The sequence below is a fragment of the Candidatus Pantoea floridensis genome (assembly GCF_900215435.1).
In the GTDB taxonomy this organism is placed as follows: domain Bacteria; phylum Pseudomonadota; class Gammaproteobacteria; order Enterobacterales; family Enterobacteriaceae; genus Pantoea; species Pantoea floridensis.
In genome coordinates this window covers 946,479-963,426 of sequence record NZ_OCMY01000001.1, presented here as the reverse complement: position 1 = coordinate 963,426, position 16,948 = coordinate 946,479, and the positions used below count along the sequence as shown (strand labels likewise).

Sequence of the window (16,948 nt, the reverse complement as noted above, 5' to 3'; positions counted from 1 at the left end):
CCATTAACAACCACAACGACCTTTGGGATCGGCACTGCGGCCAACCGGCCCCCTAACGCTGCTCTCACGCATTTGCATTACCTACCTGAAAAGCCGAGGAGGCTATGATGATCGAAGTTAACTCTTATGCAGAACTGCGCACCACTGTACCGACCAAAAACGGCGATCTGGCATTTTTACGTCGCTACAACGCCGACTCCACCTTCCACGGCGGCGGTGACTTTACCGGCTTTATCGGCAGCACCACGGCCGCCGATGATGGGGGTACGCTGGCGGTGGGGAACGGGTTTTACTGGAAACGTGTGATTAACGATCCTTCCGATATCAACGTGTATCACTTTGGTGCCAAAGGTGATGGTTACGCCAACGATACCGATGCGTTCAATCGGATGCTGGCGTGGACGCAAAATTATTCAGGAAATATTGCTGCCTTACCGGTGCGTTTCCCTGGCGGTCGGTTCTTGATTAACCCCATTGACATTAGCGGCACCGAGCGCGCCTATTTTGGTTTACAAGGCGATGACGTGGAGCTGGGCTCTTTACCGCGTACGACCATCATCTCTGACAAAAGCCCCAACACGGTATTTAAGGTGAAGGCGCGCCGCACGTCGATCCGAGGCATTGCGTGGAACGGTCAGGCATCAGCGGACGTCACCACCAACAAAAGCACCATCACCGCCGATATGTGCAGCAACGTGCAGCCGTTCTTCGAGAATACCTGTATCGAAGGCACCACCGTCAATATCTACTGTTTCCGCGCGCAGAATAACGGCGGTACGGTGATCAAGCTGCTGGATACGCTGGACAGTAAATTTGACCAGATTTACACCCTGTATACCTACGGGCGCGTGTTTGATGTTGGCTGGTCGAACTCGCCGAAGGGCGCCTGGGATCACTCCACGGCAATTGAGATCTGTAACTGTAACTTCCAGACCGGTTATGCGGATGCCACGCTCTACATGCCGCGCGTGACGCAGGGGATTTTGCGTAACGTGTGGATCGAGCACACGCGCAACCCGGGCGATCTCTCCGACGGCGGCTGGACCATTGATACGCTGAATATTGAGGACTGCGGTAATCCGTTCAACCTCAACAACGCGCGCGTCACTATCCGCCAGCTCAACCTGCAATCGGGCGCTAAAGTGAGTACCGATGCCGCCGCCGGACGCTGGTTATCCACCTTTGAATATGGCTACCGCCGTGATGAAAGCTACGGCAGCTTCCTCACCGGATCGCTGCGTGCCGGCTATTTCAGCGGCTACAAAATCACTAACAATACCGACACCGATAACTGGTATCGCCTGGGGCAGCTGTTCTTCCCCAACGCCAACCAGCAGTGGGTGATGGAGTTGATTGGTAAGGCGGATGCCACCCAGCCAACCGGTACCGCGGGGTCGCCGGTGAATGTGGCGGCGACCGGGAAAACCTGGATCAACCTGCAGCGACTGGAAACGGTCTGGGCCGATGTCTATCACATGGGACAGCCAGCGGTGCTGGATATCCGCTACAGCCGCGTGGGCACCACCTATGCGGCGGTGTGGGTAAAGCTGCGCGCCAACAGCGGTGACACCATGATGAACCTGAAATGCACCGGTCCAACGCGTTTCGATAGCGGTTCCTGCTCGCTGTTCCAGCAGGACTTCTCGGTAGTGACCGATACCACCAAGCTGGGCGGCTTTAAACCGGCGGCGCGCTTCGGTCTGCATAACGGATTGGCGGGCATTGGCGCCAATGAGAAAGGGGTGCTGACCGTGGCGACGGCGGCCGGTACACCAACCAATGCCACCGCTCCGACGGGCTTTGTGCTGGTCAATATCAACGGTGTCGATCGTAAGCTTCCCTATTACGATTGAGGTCCAGCACCTGTTTGGCGAGGCCTTTGGCCTCGCCTTTTTTTGTTTGTGGGGGAAGAATCCAGGCCATAAAAAAAGCACCGCTGTTTCCAGCGATGCTCTGATTAAGACAGGCTGATTGCGCGATTAAAAACTGACGTTGACGCCCAGAGAGGCGCTAGATTCACTAAAGCCTTTACCGCCAACCTGTTGTGCCACGCCGCCCCAGACACCCACGCGATCGAGCACTTTAGCCTCCATGCCGAGCTTCACTTCACCGATATTGCGCGCGCCGGCTTGCTCGATCTTCACGCCGTCCAGCTGGCTACCGTAGCGCTGCGTGTTGTGCAGCCAGTTCACTTCTGCATAGGGCTCAACGATAGCGCTTTTCATCGCAGCACGCACGCCAGCGCGGGTTTGCACATTATTATTGCCGGTGGCGCTGACGTGCGTCCCGTTTTGTTCGGTGTAATCACCCGGTTTCACCCCCATCCATACTGCCTGTGCTTTTGGCTGCAGGCGATATTGCTGCTGCTCACCGAACGCAAAGGTATAGCCACCTTCCAGTGATGCGCTGAGGCCGTGCGACTTATAGCTCTCCTGACCGATACCGTCACCTTTCACGCTGTTGTTGAATGTGCTGTAAGCCAGCCAGCTGTCGGCATAGGCACCGGTTTTTGACACGCTGTCCTGCTGCCAGTTTGCGTAAACACCACCGCTGTAACCATTAATCTGGCCCCTGGCGGTGTAGCCGGTGATGGTAGATTTGGTATGGCTTTTCGCATTACCGTAGCCGGCCATCACGCCAAGGCTGAAACGGTCACTGCCGTTTAGACTCCACTGCGCCACGTCACCGCCCAGCTGTGTCATAGCGATATTGGTGGTGCTCTTCAGCTGGCCGGTGCTGTCGTCAAAGCGATTGTGCGACGCTTTATTGCGCAGCCACAGCGTAGTTTTTTCCATTTTGCCGGTCATCGGGTCTCGATATTCGGTGATACCGGACCGATCTGCGGCACTCAGCGTAAACAGATTGTTAGCCGCTGCCAGATTGGCGATATAGCTGCCAACTTCAGGACGTGCGCGCGGTGCATGCTCAGGCGGTGTGATTCCTGGATCAACAGGTATTGTGGGATCAACCGGCGTGGTGGGATCAACCGGCGACCAGCTCGTCAGCTGCCATTTGCCGTTATCGCCTTGCACCAGATCGTAATCCCACGCGCCGCCAACAATGCGGCCATCCTGTTCAAATTTGCCCGCTGCGTTGCCGTCAACCTTGATAAGCTCAATGCCTTGCAGCGTGGCATCACCTTTGCCGCCAGCATTATGCACCTGAACTTTGGTGGTGCCGCTGCTGTCGCCAGTGATATGCAGGTGGTCCGTTGCGGAGTTGTCATCGCCCAGCGCCAGGTTCATTACCAGCTTAGCGTTGTCAGCGTGGTAATTGCCGTTAACGGTCAGGTTTTTAAAGCTTCCGTCGCTGTGATCAAAACTGATGGTGCTGTCTTTTGCTGTCAGGTTGTCAACCGTGGAGTCGCCGGTAATATTCCAGCTACTGTTGTCGCCCAGCGTCAGGTTTTGCAGGTCATGAGCCGCGCCGCGCCAGGTTGAACCGGCGTTCAAAGAGAGAGTGCTGTTTAACGTTTTGCTGCGTTCAATATTGATATCGCCCTGCAGCAGAGAATGATTGCTGGCGTTCAGCGTGATGCCTCTGACATCGGCTCCCGCATCTTCGCCGGATGCCAGCTTACCCGCTTCCAGCAATGTACTGCCGGACAATACGCTATTATCCAGGTTGATAGTGGTTAACGCGGCATTGTAGGCAAGCACGGCGGGTCCATTTTCAACGGTCAGCGACGTGCTATTCAGATTAATATCGCTTTCAGTATAACGGGTTAGGATACCAATCCCATTATCACCTTTAACGTTTAAAGTGGAGTTATTAATGCTAGCTGTAGGATTGTTAGAGCTTAAATAAGCATTGCCGGTGTGAATTGCAATAGTCTCTATACCCGAATTATTGCTGTTATTCAGGTTCACCAGCATGTTGTCAGCGGTAAGAGATGAACCGCTTTGCACAGAAAATGCAGTTCCGCCACTTAAACTGGTTATTGTTGAATTTGAGACTTTTAATTTGCCATCATAGGTTGATTTGGTCCCGATGCCGCCATGGGTGATTTCAATATCAACATTATTAGCATCAATGGCACTTGAATACTGTGAAGTAAGCCCACTGTTATTTTCACCGGATGATATTAGCTTACTATTGCTAACTGTTGCGGAAGCACCCGCGCCTGAAATATAAACTGCACCTTCGCCATTTTTGCTACCAGAAATAGTGCTATTGTCAATTTTTATTGAGGTGCCATCTCCGGTTCCATAGATGCCAGATGACTGCGCATCGATATTCGCATTGCTGACGTCAAGCGTTGATTTGTTAGCGTAGAGCCCATAACCCGTTGAAGCAACTTGAACATCCTTAATAAATAGTTGTGCGTTATCGAGTGCAGCAATACCGTAACTTGCCGCACCATGGGTTGTTACGCGCGTATCGCTGATAGTCAGTGTGGAACCTTGGCCACTGGCATAAATGGCGTAGGCTTTATCACCGGTCGTTTCAACATTGACATGATTCAATATTCCGCTGGCACCTTTTTTAAAGGAAACGGCTTCTGCGCCATTGTTCGTACTTAATATATCGGTATGTTCAATATTGAATATCGCGTTGCTTCCCGTGGCATAGATACCTGAAGAGCCTGAAGTAATATGCATATTCTTGAGCGTTACAGCCGAGTTTTCACTGTAAACCCCCCAGCGTGCGGAGTTTACCGTTACGCCATCGGCATGAAGAATACCGCTACCTTTAGTAAAAATACCGTAGCTTCCCGCACCGGTGGCGGTAATCGAACCGCCAGTGATATCCAACTGTGAACCACCGCCCACCCAGCCACCATATGATTTTTCACCGCTGGTGATGTAGTCAACGTTCGTGCTGGAGACTTTTCCGCTGGTCTCTGCTGCAACGGCATAGGCACCATTTCCCGCCACGTTAACCGTGCTGTCTGCGATGTCCACGAGTGCACCTTTACCTAAACCATGTACGCCAAATCCCGCGGCGTTCACATTCAGATTTTTAGCTTTAATCGTTGCTGCGTTCGCGTACACCCCTTTACCCGAACTATTGATAGTGATATCGCTGGCCGTCAGGTTACCGCTTTTACCCGCAACTAACCCATGTCCGGCTGCGCCTGTGGTGGTAACGCTTCCTCCGGATACATTAATATTTGAGCCTGCGCCAGTAACATAAACGGCGTAAGCACCACTACCGGAAGTGTTAAAATTCACATTGCTACTATAAGCAGTGGCATTTTTTTCAACGAATAAACCATGAGCATCAGCACCAGTGGTATTGACATCTTTATCTTTAATATCGAGGATGTTTCCCTGACCGGATGCGTATTCTCCGTAGGCGGGAGCGGCGAATGCGGGTTGAATAAAGAGCCCTACTGCTGCTGCCGTAATTAAGGCGCCCAGTGCTCCGCGGCGAATAACCTGAATGACAGATGCTGAGGAGGATGATTTAACTTTTCCGCGCGCAAGTTCTGAGGTTACCACATAATTACCCTGGCTATGATTCCAGATAACGCGATAATTTTTGTTCATTTTTTATTCCCGCAAGCAAATTACGCGCGAAAAATAATTTCGTGCGCTGAATGGGTTGGTTGGTGGTTGAGATTAATATGGGTAAGTCGATGCTTTGCGGGAGGGATGATATTTGAATTACACAGAAAATATAATTGAGACTGGTCTTGAATTATTCCATTAACGATAGTTATTACTTATGGGTGAAAAGGGCGCTTGATTTTATTGTTTTTGTTGCCGTGATGGCTTGGCTAATTTTTTATCGGGATGGAGAATCAGTAAGTATTGAGAGCCTACCCAGCAGGGAGCGGCAAAAACCGCTCCCAAACACCTCACCCTTTCGGGAAAATCCATACGTGGTTTTCCGGCAATGCCAGATGGCAGTGCTGCGGATCGCGCACCTCGGTGCCGTAGGCGCGAATCACAAAATCGTCGCCGACGGTGCGGAACAGATATTCCCAGCGGTCGCCGAGATACATGCTGGTGAGCAGCGGCAGTTCCAGCTGGTTTTCGCCAGGGCCATCAACCAACCTCACGCGCTCCACGCGAATCACCGCCGTGGCATCCTGCCCCTGTTGCACACCTTCACCCGCTAACCCCCATAACGCCCAGCCTTTACCTTCGATCCGCGCTTTGCCGTCGCGCAGCTCGGTGATTTTGCCGTGCAGCCGGTTATTGCTGCCCATAAACTCGGCGGTAAACAGGGTTTTCGGCGAGCCGTACATCTCCTGCGGCGTACCCTGTTGCTCGATCTTGCCGTTATTCAGCAACAAAATACGGTCGGAAATCGCCATCGCCTCATTTTGATCGTGCGTCACCATCAACGCCGACAAGCCCAGCTTGATGATCAGCTCGCGCAGGAACACGCGCGCCTCTTCACGCAATTTGGCATCCAGGTTTGAAAGTGGCTCATCCAGCAGGATCACCGGCGGGTTGTAAACCAGCGCGCGACCAATCGCCACACGCTGCTGCTGCCCACCGGAAAGCTGATGCGGATGGCGTTTACCCAAATGGCCAAGGCCAAGCTGCGAGAGAACATCATTCACCCGCTGGGTGATTTCAGCGGAGGCCACTTTGCGCAGTTTCAAAGGGTAGGCGACGTTCTCAAACACCGTTTTGTGTGGCCACAGCGCGTAAGACTGGAACACTAATCCCAGATTACGTTCCTCTGCGGGGATCTCGCTGCGCGGCGTGCCGGCGTAAACCTGGTTTTTGCCGATGATAATCGTGCCCTGAGTCGGCTTCTCCAGCCCGGCGACCGCGCGCAGCAGCGTGGTTTTACCGCTGCCGGAGGGCCCCAGCAGGGACACCACTTCACCACGCTGCAGGTTCATTGAAACGCCTTTCAGCACCGGGTTGTCGCCGTAGGTTAAGTGCAGGTTCTCGACCGATAATTCAATCATGTAATTTCACTCCAAAGCGTAAAGCGATACCCAAGCCGACGACCACCAGCAGGATATTAATAAAGGAGAGTGCGGCGACGATATCAATCGCGCCTGCCGCCCACAGAGAAACCAGCATTGAGCCGATGGTTTCTGTACCCGGCGAAAGCAGATAAACGCCCGTTGAGTATTCGCGTTCGAATATCAGGAACATCAGCAGCCAGGAGCCAATCAGGCCGTAGCGGGATAATGGAATGGTCACGTGACGCGTAATCTGTCCGCGCGTGGCGCCGGTGCTGCGTGCCGCCTCTTCCAGTTCCGGACCCACCTGAAGCAGGGTGGAAGAGATCAAACGCAGGCCGTACGCCATCCACACCACGGTGTAGGCCAGCCAGACGCTGAAGATGGTGCTGCGCAGCGATCGCAGCCAGACCACCAGGTTATCGCGCAGCCACTGCGACCAGGCGAAATCGGAAAGCCAGCCTGATTTCAGTGCGTTGTCCAGCCACATTGGCAGGAACAGGAATACCCAGAGAAACGCCAGGCCCGCCAGCAATCCCGGCACCGCGCGCGGCACCAGCACGCTGTAGTCAAGGAAGCGCGTGGTGTTGTCCGGTTTGCGGTGCATAGCGATGCCGATAAACAGATAACAGCCTACCGCCACGGCACCGCCAATGACGCCGATCGCCATGGAGTTGACGATGGCGCGCAGCAGGTTGGGCTGCGCCCAGATGGTCTGGAACGTTTTGATCGACAGCTCATCCCACAGCGAGACGCCAACGCCCCAGTTGGAGATAAAGGCGCGCAGCACCACGCCGAGCAGCGGAACACCAATGGTTACGGTCAGCCAGAAGGCGACCACCGCACCGGCCACCCAGCGCCATTTGCCCAGCGGCAGGGCGCGCGCCTGCGACGCTTTCCCTTTGACGGTGACAAAGCGGTTGGCGGTGCGCATCAGGCGGCGTTGCAGCATCACCAGCGGCACCGTGATACAAATCAGCACCACGGCCACTGCGGCCATCAGGTGGTAGGACGGTGTGCCGAGTTTATTAGTGAGCTGGTAGAGATAGGTTGCCAGCACCATGTTGCCTTCAGGATCGCCTAGCACTAGCATCAGGCCGAACACTTCCAGCCCGAGGAAAAACAGCAGCACAATGGCATACAGGATTGACGGACGTACCATCGGCAGGCTCACGGCCGTCATCACCTGCAACGGCGAGGCACCGGCGATACGTGCGGCTTCTTCCACATCCGACCCCACGCTGCGCAGGGCTGATGAGATGTAAAGATAGGCGTGGGGCACGTGGGTTAACCCGGCAATCACCACGATGCTCGACATGTCGTAGATATTCCACGGCACAAATCCCAGCAGCGACTGCGCCCACAGCGAGAAGAATCCCACCGGCCCGGCCGCCACCACATAACCAAAGCCCAGCACCATCGGCGAGACAAAAATCGGTACGAGGATCAGTGGCTCAATAATGCGTCTGCCGGGGAGATCGGTGCGCACCATTAAGAACGCCAAAATGCCGCCCAGCGGGATGGCGATGATCACCAGGCCGAAGGCCAGAATAAATCCGCTTCGCAATGCCTTGTAGAAATCGGGATCGGTAAAAATAAATTCGAATGCTTCCAGGCTCCACGCTTTCGACGGAGAGAAGAACGGGGCGGAGAGAAAACTTTGTATCACGATGAACGACAGCGGCACATAGATAACCAGCGCGGTTATCAGCACCACGACGCCGCGCGGCAAGCTTTGCCACTTTCTGCGCAATGTACTCATAATGAGACCCTGAATGGCGAAATCAGATAAGAGAAAGAGAAGCGCGACGCAGCCGCCGCGCTTGCTTACTGCCGTTATTTACCGGCGGCCGTGCGCCACTGTTTGATGTAATCGAGACGTTTTTTCGGCTGCAGATATTCCAGCAGGCTCTCGTCAACCGGGATCGGTTTCAGCGCTTTGCCTAACATTTTGGTCATGCCATCAATATCGTTTTTGCCTTCGATATCGTTACGCAGGGAAGGGATATCGGCCTGATTGGCCAGAATGCTTTGTCCTTTCTCCGACAACACGTAATCGAGCCAGAGTTTGGCCGCATTGCTGTTGTGCGCCTGCTGGCTGATAAAGGAGACGCGAGACAGGACCAGGGTGTAATCCTTCGGATAGGAAATACCCAGTGAAGGATCGGTTTTGGCGCGGGCTTCCGCGTAGGAACCGAGGATGTTGAAACCGATCAGGTTTTCGCCGGATGACACCCTTTCCATCATGGTGCCGGTAGAGGATTGTACAGCTAACCCACCTTTGGCGACGTCAGCCAGGGTGGTGAAATAGTGAGGATCGGCTTTGTCATCCTGCACCGAAAGCATGAAGCCAAGGCCCGATTTTTCAATATCGTAGGTGGTGACTTTACTCTTGAATTTGTCCGTCTGGCTGGCAATAAGCTTGGCCAGCGCGGTGTGTGAATCAGGCACGTCAGCGGCGGGAATCAGGCGTTTGTTGTAAATGAAAACCACCGGTTCGTAGGTGGTGCCGTAGGCTTTATTATTCCACACCGCCCACTTAGGGATCTGGCTCAACTCTGGCGATTGATACTCCTGCGCATAGTCGGTCGCCAGCTTCAGGCCGGTGTCCATTGAGGAGCTCCACACCACATCGCCGCTGCTGCCGCCTGAAGCCTGCTCGCTGATAAAGCGGTTATACAGCTCGGTGCTGTTCATATCGTTATATTCCACTTTGATACCCGGATAAGTGGATTCAAAGCCCTGAATAAGCGGACCGGCCGCTTTGGTGTCGGTGGTGGAGTAAACCACCACTTTGCCCTCTTTTGTCGCGGCATCTATCACGTTTTGATAGTTGGCCGGATAGCCCTGCGGCGGGGCGGCGAAGGCAGAAGAGGCGAGCAGGACAGTAGTAGCAACCAGAGAGAGATGGAAAGTGTTCGACATTATAATTAACCTTTTAGTTACATTTGAGGAACTAAAGGTCAACATAGCCGATCGATTTTGTCAGACAAGAGGTGACAGATCGTTATCTTCACGAAGTGTGATTGTTGGCGCTGTTTAGCCAATTAACACCATTAAAACCACGCACACGGCGGCCTGGCATTTGCGCTCGGTCACACTATTCCGCCTGCGTGATTTTACGGTAGAGCCGACGCGGATGGCCGATATTGCCATACTGCATCTCCACGCCAATAAAGCCGATTTCGACACAATATTCCAGGTAACGGCGTCCGGTGGTTTTGCTGATTCCCACGCTCTCCACCACTTGCTCCACCGACCAGCTGGCGGCGGGCGCAGCGCTAAAAAAGTGCTTAACCCGTTCCAGCGTGATGGTTTCTATCCCCTTCGTCGAGGGGGCAGCGGGCACATCGCTGGTGGGCAAATTGAAAAGCTTATCCAGCGCGTGCTGATCAACATTCGTCATCTGGCGCATCGTCTGGACCAACAGCATAAAGCGTTCCAGCGAGGCGCGTAGGCGATGAAAAAACACCGGTTTTAGCAGGTAATCGAAAGCGCCGCTGCGCATCGCGTGGCTGCAGGTTTGCATATCGCTGGCGGCCGTGATGAAAATCACTGAGCACTCAAATTGCTTCAGGAGAGGATCGTCAATCAGCGTGACGCCCTGGCCATCCGGCAAGTAATTATCGAGTAGCACCAGGCGCGGCTGATGCACGTGAATAAGATCCCGCGCCTGCTGCAGCGTGGCGGCAATGCCTACCACGCGCAGATGAAAATGTTGCTCGATAAATTCGCGATGCAAATCGGCCAGATGGGGTTCATCTTCCACAATGACGACATCAAGTGCTTTGGCGTTATTCATGGGATAGTCCTGTTGAAAACTCGGGCTGGAACGGAATGAAAATGGAGAAAATGGTGCCCTGTGGCGCGTTTTCGCTGATCTCAATGCTGCCGCCCGCCTGATGAACATAACCCGCCGCCAGGTAGAGGCCGATACCGTGTTCGGAACCCAGCATATCGTCGCCGCTGGTGGGTTTGCTGGTCACGCCTTGCTCAAACAGATGCGGTTTTATCGCCTCATCGACGCCGCAGCCCTGGTCGGCGACTTCAATTAACAGCTCGTGATTTCTGTCTGAAATATAGAGCTCGATAGGGTTGGCCGGTGGCCTAACGTTCAGCGTGGCATCCACGGCGTTATCCAGCACATTTCCCACCACGGACATGAGCGCCGTTTCACTCAGCGCGGCGGGAAGACGCGTAAGCTGGCAGGCCGGATCGAATTTCAGCTCGACGCCTTTCTCTCTGGCACTAACATATTTCCCCAGCAGCAGTCCGCAGAGCGCGGGCGAAGTAAAGCGCGCCGAGACAAAATCCAGGACCTGCTGCGCGCCCGCAGATTGCGCATGGATATAGCGCATGGCATCGTCATAACGCTGCATTTGTAGCAGGCCGACCAGCGTCGCCGTCCAGTTCAGCTGTTCATGGCGCATGATGCGTAAATTATCCGCGTAGCGCTTCACCTGGCTTAGTTGGCTGCTCAGCGTATTGATGTCATTTTTATCGCGGAAGCTGCATACCCAGCCGCTGGGCTCGCCGGGCTCCAGCTCAATCGCGACCCGATTGACGATCACCTGGCGCTGATTCAGTACGGTAATCTGGTCATGATGACGACTTGGCTCATGTACGTCACGTTGGCTGAGAAACGCGGGGTGTATCTGCAACACCGCATCAAGCGGTTTCCCCAGCAGCTCTTTTTCACTCTGCTGCAAATCCAGTAATTCCCGGGCGGCGCGATTGATCAAAATCAGCTGTTTTTCTGCATTCACGGCAAACACGCCTTCATACATCGCCTCCAGCAACGCTTTTTGCTGCAGCACCAGTAGCGCAATATCTTTTGGCTCAAGCCAGAACATCTGTTTTTTCAGGTTGCGACTAAACACCCATGAAAAAATAAACAGCAGCAGCAGCAGGGCCACACCGTAGAGGCTGGCTTGCCACAGCAGGCTGGCATTGATATTGGCAATATAGGACGTGAGATAACCCACCGAGACAATGCCAATCACCTGATGCTGCGCATCAAAAATGGGGGCTTTGCTGCGCAGGGAAACGCCGATGCCACCTTTGCGTACGGAAATGATGGTTTTGCCTTGCAGCACCTCGGCATTGTCGCCGCCAATCAAGGGCAGATTAAGGCGCTCGGGCGATTCCGAGTGGTAAAGATGTTGTTCACGCACGTCACCTATCACGATGTAACTGGCATCACTTTGGTCGCGCAGCGGCTGAATCAACGCGGCAATCCCCGCGATATCGCGACGCGCCACCTTATCCGCCAGGCCCGGCATCAGCGCAATTTCGCTGGCCTGCACGCGTGCGCGCTGCCCAAGATCGTGATGCAACTGCCTGTCGATAAAATGAAACAGAATTGTGCCCAGCAAAGCCAGCAGCAGGCAGGAAAAAAGCACCAGAGAGAGAAAGAGTTTTACCTGAAAAGGGAGTCTGCGTTTCATACGGCCTGCAGTAAGGAAAACTGGAGAGTGGCATCCAGGCAGACTAGCACGCGAAAATGCAGGCGGTGATCGACTAACGCCAGAGTTGTGAGCTGGCTACAATCTCCTCGCGACGTAAGGGGTGGTTTGTGCTGGTACGTTGAGATCAGGCTTCCCCCTCTTATTCCTGGCCTATCGAGTCGCTGGCGCTAATCAATGGCGTAAATATTCATTCATCACGGCTAATCTATAGGCTTAAAATTTATCAACGCTGCCCCTGAGTAAATTCCGTTTTGGTCTGGAAGCCATTGACCTTATAACCACTACTGGTGAGAATGCCGCTATAAGTTTTGAACCAGATCGCAAATTTTGGGCCTTATGCCCGTTGCAGTGCGGCTGCGAGAGCCGCACTGGATTAACGCCACTTGCACTTATCGGCTAGCGAAAGACGCACCGAGGTAATAAAAGTGCAGGGCATACAGCAAATATCGTTAATGTCGTCACGTGGGTTGAAAAGGCCCGTTTTTTGATGCGTCTTTTCACTGCCGATCGACATGTCTTGCGTTACGTAATGGGTGCAATAAAGCGCCAGCGTTTTTTATTCTCATTACATAAAAGATAAAAATTTAATTTAAGTACACATTGATGAATGCGGTATCTGCGTAATGCAAAAATCGCCGCATGAAAGCGTAACTTGCTGAAAAACAACTGAACTCCTGTGAGTGCAGCGCAGCTTCTTTACGCCAAAAAAAAAGAGTTAACTGTTTTCAGTACACGGGTAGCTGTAAGCCTGGGGCGGTAGCCTGCCTATTTTAGCAGCTGAAAACAGAATGAGATTGCTCAGTTTATATGGCGATTATCTTATTACGCTTTTTTTATAGCCAGCATTTCCCGGCTTTTTTAATTAGCCTGAGGAAACTCTGAAATACCTATCCCATAAATGTTAAGCAGGGCGAAAGCAACGTGTAGTGATAGTTATCGATTAATCACCATTGCGTTCACCGATGTTTTTATCCGCCCGCAATTCTAAAGTCGACAGAGTCCAGAGGTCATATGCAAAATCCCGTTAACGACGTTTTACTCAGCGTCATTGTGCCGGTGTATAACGCCGCAGCGTATCTGGAGCGATGCATTGATAGCCTGCTAAAGCAGGATGAAATCCGTTTTGAAGCCATCTTTATTAATGACGGTTCCAGCGATAACTCGCTCGCGATATTACAGCATTACGCCCATTACCCGCATTTTCACATTATCGATAAAGCCAACGGCGGCGTTTCTTCGGCACGCAATCAGGGCATTCGCGCCTCGCGCGGCAAACTGCTGTGCTTTTTAGATGCGGATGATTTTCTGCCGCCCAGCGCGTTTGCCACCTATGTGCACCTGATGCAAAACCCGGTCGCGCTGGTGGTGGGGGAGTCGCAGCACTTCACGCCGCAGGGGCAGCCCCTTGATTTCCCGGCCAACGCCAACGATACGCGCCAGCTGGCGGCGTCTGCGGCTATCAACGATTTGCTCTATTTCAATCCCCGTCACGGCATCTGCGATAAGGTGTTTCGCGGCGATGTGATTCGTCAGCATCAGCTTAGCTTTAATGAAGAAATTTATAACTTTGAAGATCTGCTGTTTGTGATTAATTACCTGCATCTGCAACAGGATCGCCAGGTGATATTTACGCAACGGGTGGTTTATCACTATGTGGTATCGGATAACTCCGCGACGCGCTCGGCACTGCGGGAAAAGCACTTCTCCTTTGCGCGCTCCTTTAATGGTATGCAGGCGTTTTTATCTGCACAGCACAGCCGTTGTTATTACCATCTCTATTTAAAAGTCACTTCATCTTATATCTATAAAGCGTTGTATAGCGACGGATTTAGTCGCGCCTTTGTTGATGAATATATCTCACTCTACCGCCGCAGCTTTAAGTCTTATTTCACATCAGGATTGATGCTCAATCCGTGGAGTCTGTACTTTGCGCTGTTTTTCGTCAGTCCACGACTGGTATCGCGTCTGCGCCGGCTGGCACAGAAATAAACGCTGAGGTTGAGTTGTGAAAGATAAATTAAAAAACTCCATGTGGATGATCGCTGAAAAGCTGATTGCGGTGTTCGGTCTGATATTTGTCACTTCCTATGTGGCGAAATATGTAGGTCCCACCACCTTCGGCATTATCTCGATCTCGATGCTGGTCTTTCAGTTCATTCAAAGCATCGCGCTGATGGGCAGCGATGTCATTCTGCTGAAACGTATATCGCAAAACCGGCACTCCGGTATGCGCTTAATGATGGCCACGTTCCTGCTGGTGTTGGTGATTTACTGCGTGCTGGCAGCAGCGGGTATGCTGATTATGGGCGAGGAGTGGAGTAGTGAGGCGCTGGTATTTATTTGTGCGGCGGCCATTGCCTGTCTCTTCTCGTCACTCGATTTGGTGAATATCTACAATGAGGCGATGCTTAATGCCCGCCTGAATGTCATCGCCAACCTGGCGGGGTTGGCAATCAGTTTAACCGTGCGCTTCTTTATTTCCTGGTTCGAACTGGATGCCAGGTTATTGGCTATTCCTATCGTGCTGGCCACCTTTATTCCGTTCGTCATTAAGCTCGCCATCTTTCTTAAATATCATCGTCAGGTGCCTATTCCGGCCATTCGTCAGATGAAAAAGTATTCACGCTATATGGTGGCCTCGGGTATTTCCCTGGTGTTTTCCGTGATTGCTGTCGCGATCTATACGCGTGTTAACCAAATCAGCGTCTCCTATTTCCTTGGTGTTAAAGAGGCGGGCATTTTCTCGGTGGCGCTGACGTTAGCCACCGCGTGGGTATTTTTACCCAATGCCTTGCTGGCTTCATTTTTCCCGGCGTTCTTTGCCGAACGCGATGATGAGCAGTCGATTATCAAGGCGCAGAAATTACATTTGCTGGTGATTGGCGTCTCATCAATGGTGATTCTGGCTATTTGGTTGCTGTCCGGATGGTTCATCCGCGACTTTTACGGTGCCGAGTATCTCGATGCGGTAGCGCCAACGTTATTACTCAGCGTGGGGGCGATGTGCGCGGTGCTTAGTAGCGTCATGGATCGCTTTATTATTAAGTACAACGGTTATCGTTATTTGGTGAAGAAAACCTTCGTCGTGTTAGTCATCTGCGTGGCGTCATCACTGTTATTGGTACCGTATTTTGGTTTAAACGGCGCGGCAATGAGCGTGGTATTAACCGAGTTCCTCTCCTTCTCGCTACTTAATTACTTTTTCCCTGCTCAGCCAGTTATGCGTATTCATCAAGTGTTTATCAACCCCAGGAAACTATGGCTGTTATTTAGCAATATCAAAACCTCAGACAGTAAAGAGAGTTTATCATGAATGAAAAACCCCTATTTAGTCTTATCATTCCCGTCTATAACTCACAAAAAACCATTAAGCGTACTTTGCTGAGCGTACTTAAACAGACGTTCAGCAATTATGAGGTTATTGTCGTTAATGATGGCAGCAACGATACAACCCCGAAAATACTGGAGGAGTTTAGCGCTTATTCGCAAGTCACCGTTATTCACCAGGTTAATGGCGGTGTTAGCGCGGCGCGCAATAGCGGAATGCAACAGGCGCGTGGTGAATATGTACTCTTTCTCGATGCGGATGATTGGGTGGATGATAACTTCCTAATGATCTTCAAACAGAATCTTGATGCCTGGCCAGCTGAAACTGTCGATTTGATGGTAGGAAACCTCAATGATAACCGCGTGGGGAAGGTATCGCAGGCGGGCTTCTTCAGTAATGAGGATATTCCCTACGTGCTCGGTGAACTGGAGATGAGTGATAACATCGGTTATCTGCATAACAAATGTTATCGCCGTCAGATCATCGAAGAACTGAATCTGCGCTTTTTAGAAGGCATCTCAATGAGCGAGGATTTATTGTTCAACCTGAAGTTCTTTAGCTGTATTAACAATTTCCTGGTGACACCGGGCGCGGCTTATCACTATGAAGATGTGGAGGCATCATTATCCAAGCGTAAGGTGCAATACAGTGAGCTGAAAGTGAGAAAGCAGTTTCTAACGGCACTTTATGACGCTATTATCAGTAAATATCACTCCAGCGATCTCGATTATTTCCTGAAAGGCATTTCAAAACGCGTATTAGCGTTAGATATGCAAATCGTGACCGCAATGTATCACTCTTCGTTTTCACCTGCGGATATTGCCCAGGAAATTAATGAAATTAAGCGGGGGAAATACTCAAAAGGTATTTTCATACTGCTAAATAAAAATGAAAAACTGAAGTACATGATTATGAATTTGAATACTCTCACAGCGTACTATTTTCTTTATGCTCTCTACAGGATGCGCGCATTCTGATTCTCCCTTCATACTTCACGCTGCAGGTGCGTTGGCTGCGTGAATCATTTGGGAGAAAACCGCTATCAGTGGCAACAACTCACCGTTGCCACTTTCGCTTGTATCCAGGTGCGCATAAATGCGCACCCTACGAAAACCCCGCTCATCAAACGTAGGGTCGCCATTCATGGCGACCGATTAACGCAACTGACCTACCTTTCTCCACGCTTACCAGACCTTTCTGCTTCCTCATTGTGACTCCTTCTTGCACTCATCCCGCGTCTCATGTCAAATAGCGCCCCATGCAATCGATTGCGCGCAT

The 16,948-nt window shown here is 52.1% G+C and carries 10 protein-coding genes; 4 read left to right on the top strand and 6 right to left on the bottom strand.

What is annotated here, in order from left to right; all coding sequences use genetic code 11:
- Nucleotides 1–107 precede the first annotated feature (107 nt).
- Nucleotides 108–1,853, top strand: a complete 1,746-nt coding sequence (locus tag CRO19_RS04600; RefSeq protein WP_097094803.1) for a putative phage tail protein — start codon at nucleotides 108–110, stop codon at nucleotides 1,851–1,853.
- A gap of 126 nt (nucleotides 1,854–1,979) precedes the next feature.
- Here CRO19_RS04600 and CRO19_RS04595 read toward each other — a convergent pair whose 3' ends face one another.
- The 6 genes from CRO19_RS04595 to CRO19_RS04570 form a co-directional block, all read right to left on the bottom strand.
- Nucleotides 1,980–5,492 carry an autotransporter outer membrane beta-barrel domain-containing protein gene (locus CRO19_RS04595; RefSeq protein WP_097097589.1) on the bottom strand — a complete coding sequence of 1,171 codons (3,513 nt, stop codon included), beginning with the start codon at nucleotides 5,490–5,492 and terminating at the stop codon, nucleotides 1,980–1,982.
- Between the two features lie 311 nt (nucleotides 5,493–5,803).
- Nucleotides 5,804–6,874 (bottom strand): ABC transporter ATP-binding protein, encoded by a 1,071-nt coding sequence (locus tag CRO19_RS04590; RefSeq protein WP_097094802.1) that lies wholly within the window; start codon nucleotides 6,872–6,874, stop codon nucleotides 5,804–5,806.
- On the bottom strand, nucleotides 6,867–8,636 hold the full coding sequence (locus tag CRO19_RS04585) for an ABC transporter permease (RefSeq protein ID WP_097094801.1): 1,770 nt from the start codon (nucleotides 8,634–8,636) through the stop codon (nucleotides 6,867–6,869). The genes CRO19_RS04590 and CRO19_RS04585 overlap by 8 nt, the downstream gene beginning before the upstream one ends.
- A gap of 74 nt (nucleotides 8,637–8,710) precedes the next feature.
- Complete coding sequence (locus CRO19_RS04580) at nucleotides 8,711–9,799, bottom strand: ABC transporter substrate-binding protein (RefSeq protein ID WP_097094800.1); 1,089 nt, start codon at nucleotides 9,797–9,799, stop codon at nucleotides 8,711–8,713.
- Nucleotides 9,800–9,974: 175 nt separating this feature from the next.
- A complete protein-coding gene (locus CRO19_RS04575) occupies nucleotides 9,975–10,676 on the bottom strand; it encodes a response regulator (RefSeq protein WP_097094799.1) in 702 nt (233 codons plus the stop codon).
- Nucleotides 10,669–12,321 carry an ATP-binding protein gene (locus CRO19_RS04570; protein ID WP_097094798.1) on the bottom strand — a complete coding sequence of 551 codons (1,653 nt, stop codon included), beginning with the start codon at nucleotides 12,319–12,321 and terminating at the stop codon, nucleotides 10,669–10,671. Before CRO19_RS04570 ends, CRO19_RS04575 begins: the two co-directional genes overlap by 8 nt.
- Nucleotides 12,322–13,353: 1,032 nt before the next feature.
- On the opposite strand from CRO19_RS04570, the gene CRO19_RS04565 reads away from it, so the two are divergent.
- From CRO19_RS04565 to CRO19_RS04555, 3 genes are read left to right on the top strand one after another with little or no spacing between them, the layout of a single operon-like run.
- Nucleotides 13,354–14,331, top strand: coding sequence for a glycosyltransferase family 2 protein (locus CRO19_RS04565; RefSeq protein WP_097094797.1), 978 nt, complete (start codon nucleotides 13,354–13,356; stop codon nucleotides 14,329–14,331).
- Nucleotides 14,332–14,347: 16 nt separating this feature from the next.
- Complete coding sequence (locus CRO19_RS04560) at nucleotides 14,348–15,655, top strand: oligosaccharide flippase family protein (protein ID WP_097094796.1); 1,308 nt, start codon at nucleotides 14,348–14,350, stop codon at nucleotides 15,653–15,655.
- On the top strand, nucleotides 15,652–16,647 hold the full coding sequence (locus tag CRO19_RS04555; protein WP_097094795.1) for a glycosyltransferase family 2 protein: 996 nt from the start codon (nucleotides 15,652–15,654) through the stop codon (nucleotides 16,645–16,647). The genes CRO19_RS04560 and CRO19_RS04555 overlap by 4 nt, the downstream gene beginning before the upstream one ends.
- The last annotated feature ends 301 nt before the right edge of the window (nucleotides 16,648–16,948 follow it).

Coding starts and splice junctions, on each gene's coding strand:
- CRO19_RS04600 (WP_097094803.1), top strand. CDS start 108: ATGATCGAAGTTAACTCTTATGCAGAACTGCGCACCACTGTACCGACC.
- CRO19_RS04595 (WP_097097589.1), bottom strand. CDS start 5,492: ATGAACAAAAATTATCGCGTTATCTGGAATCATAGCCAGGGTAATTAT.
- CRO19_RS04590 (WP_097094802.1), bottom strand. CDS start 6,874: ATGATTGAATTATCGGTCGAGAACCTGCACTTAACCTACGGCGACAAC.
- CRO19_RS04585 (WP_097094801.1), bottom strand. CDS start 8,636: ATGAGTACATTGCGCAGAAAGTGGCAAAGCTTGCCGCGCGGCGTCGTG.
- CRO19_RS04580 (WP_097094800.1), bottom strand. CDS start 9,799: ATGTCGAACACTTTCCATCTCTCTCTGGTTGCTACTACTGTCCTGCTC.
- CRO19_RS04575 (WP_097094799.1), bottom strand. CDS start 10,676: ATGAATAACGCCAAAGCACTTGATGTCGTCATTGTGGAAGATGAACCC.
- CRO19_RS04570 (WP_097094798.1), bottom strand. CDS start 12,321: ATGAAACGCAGACTCCCTTTTCAGGTAAAACTCTTTCTCTCTCTGGTG.
- CRO19_RS04565 (WP_097094797.1), top strand. CDS start 13,354: ATGCAAAATCCCGTTAACGACGTTTTACTCAGCGTCATTGTGCCGGTG.
- CRO19_RS04555 (WP_097094795.1), top strand. CDS start 15,652: ATGAATGAAAAACCCCTATTTAGTCTTATCATTCCCGTCTATAACTCA.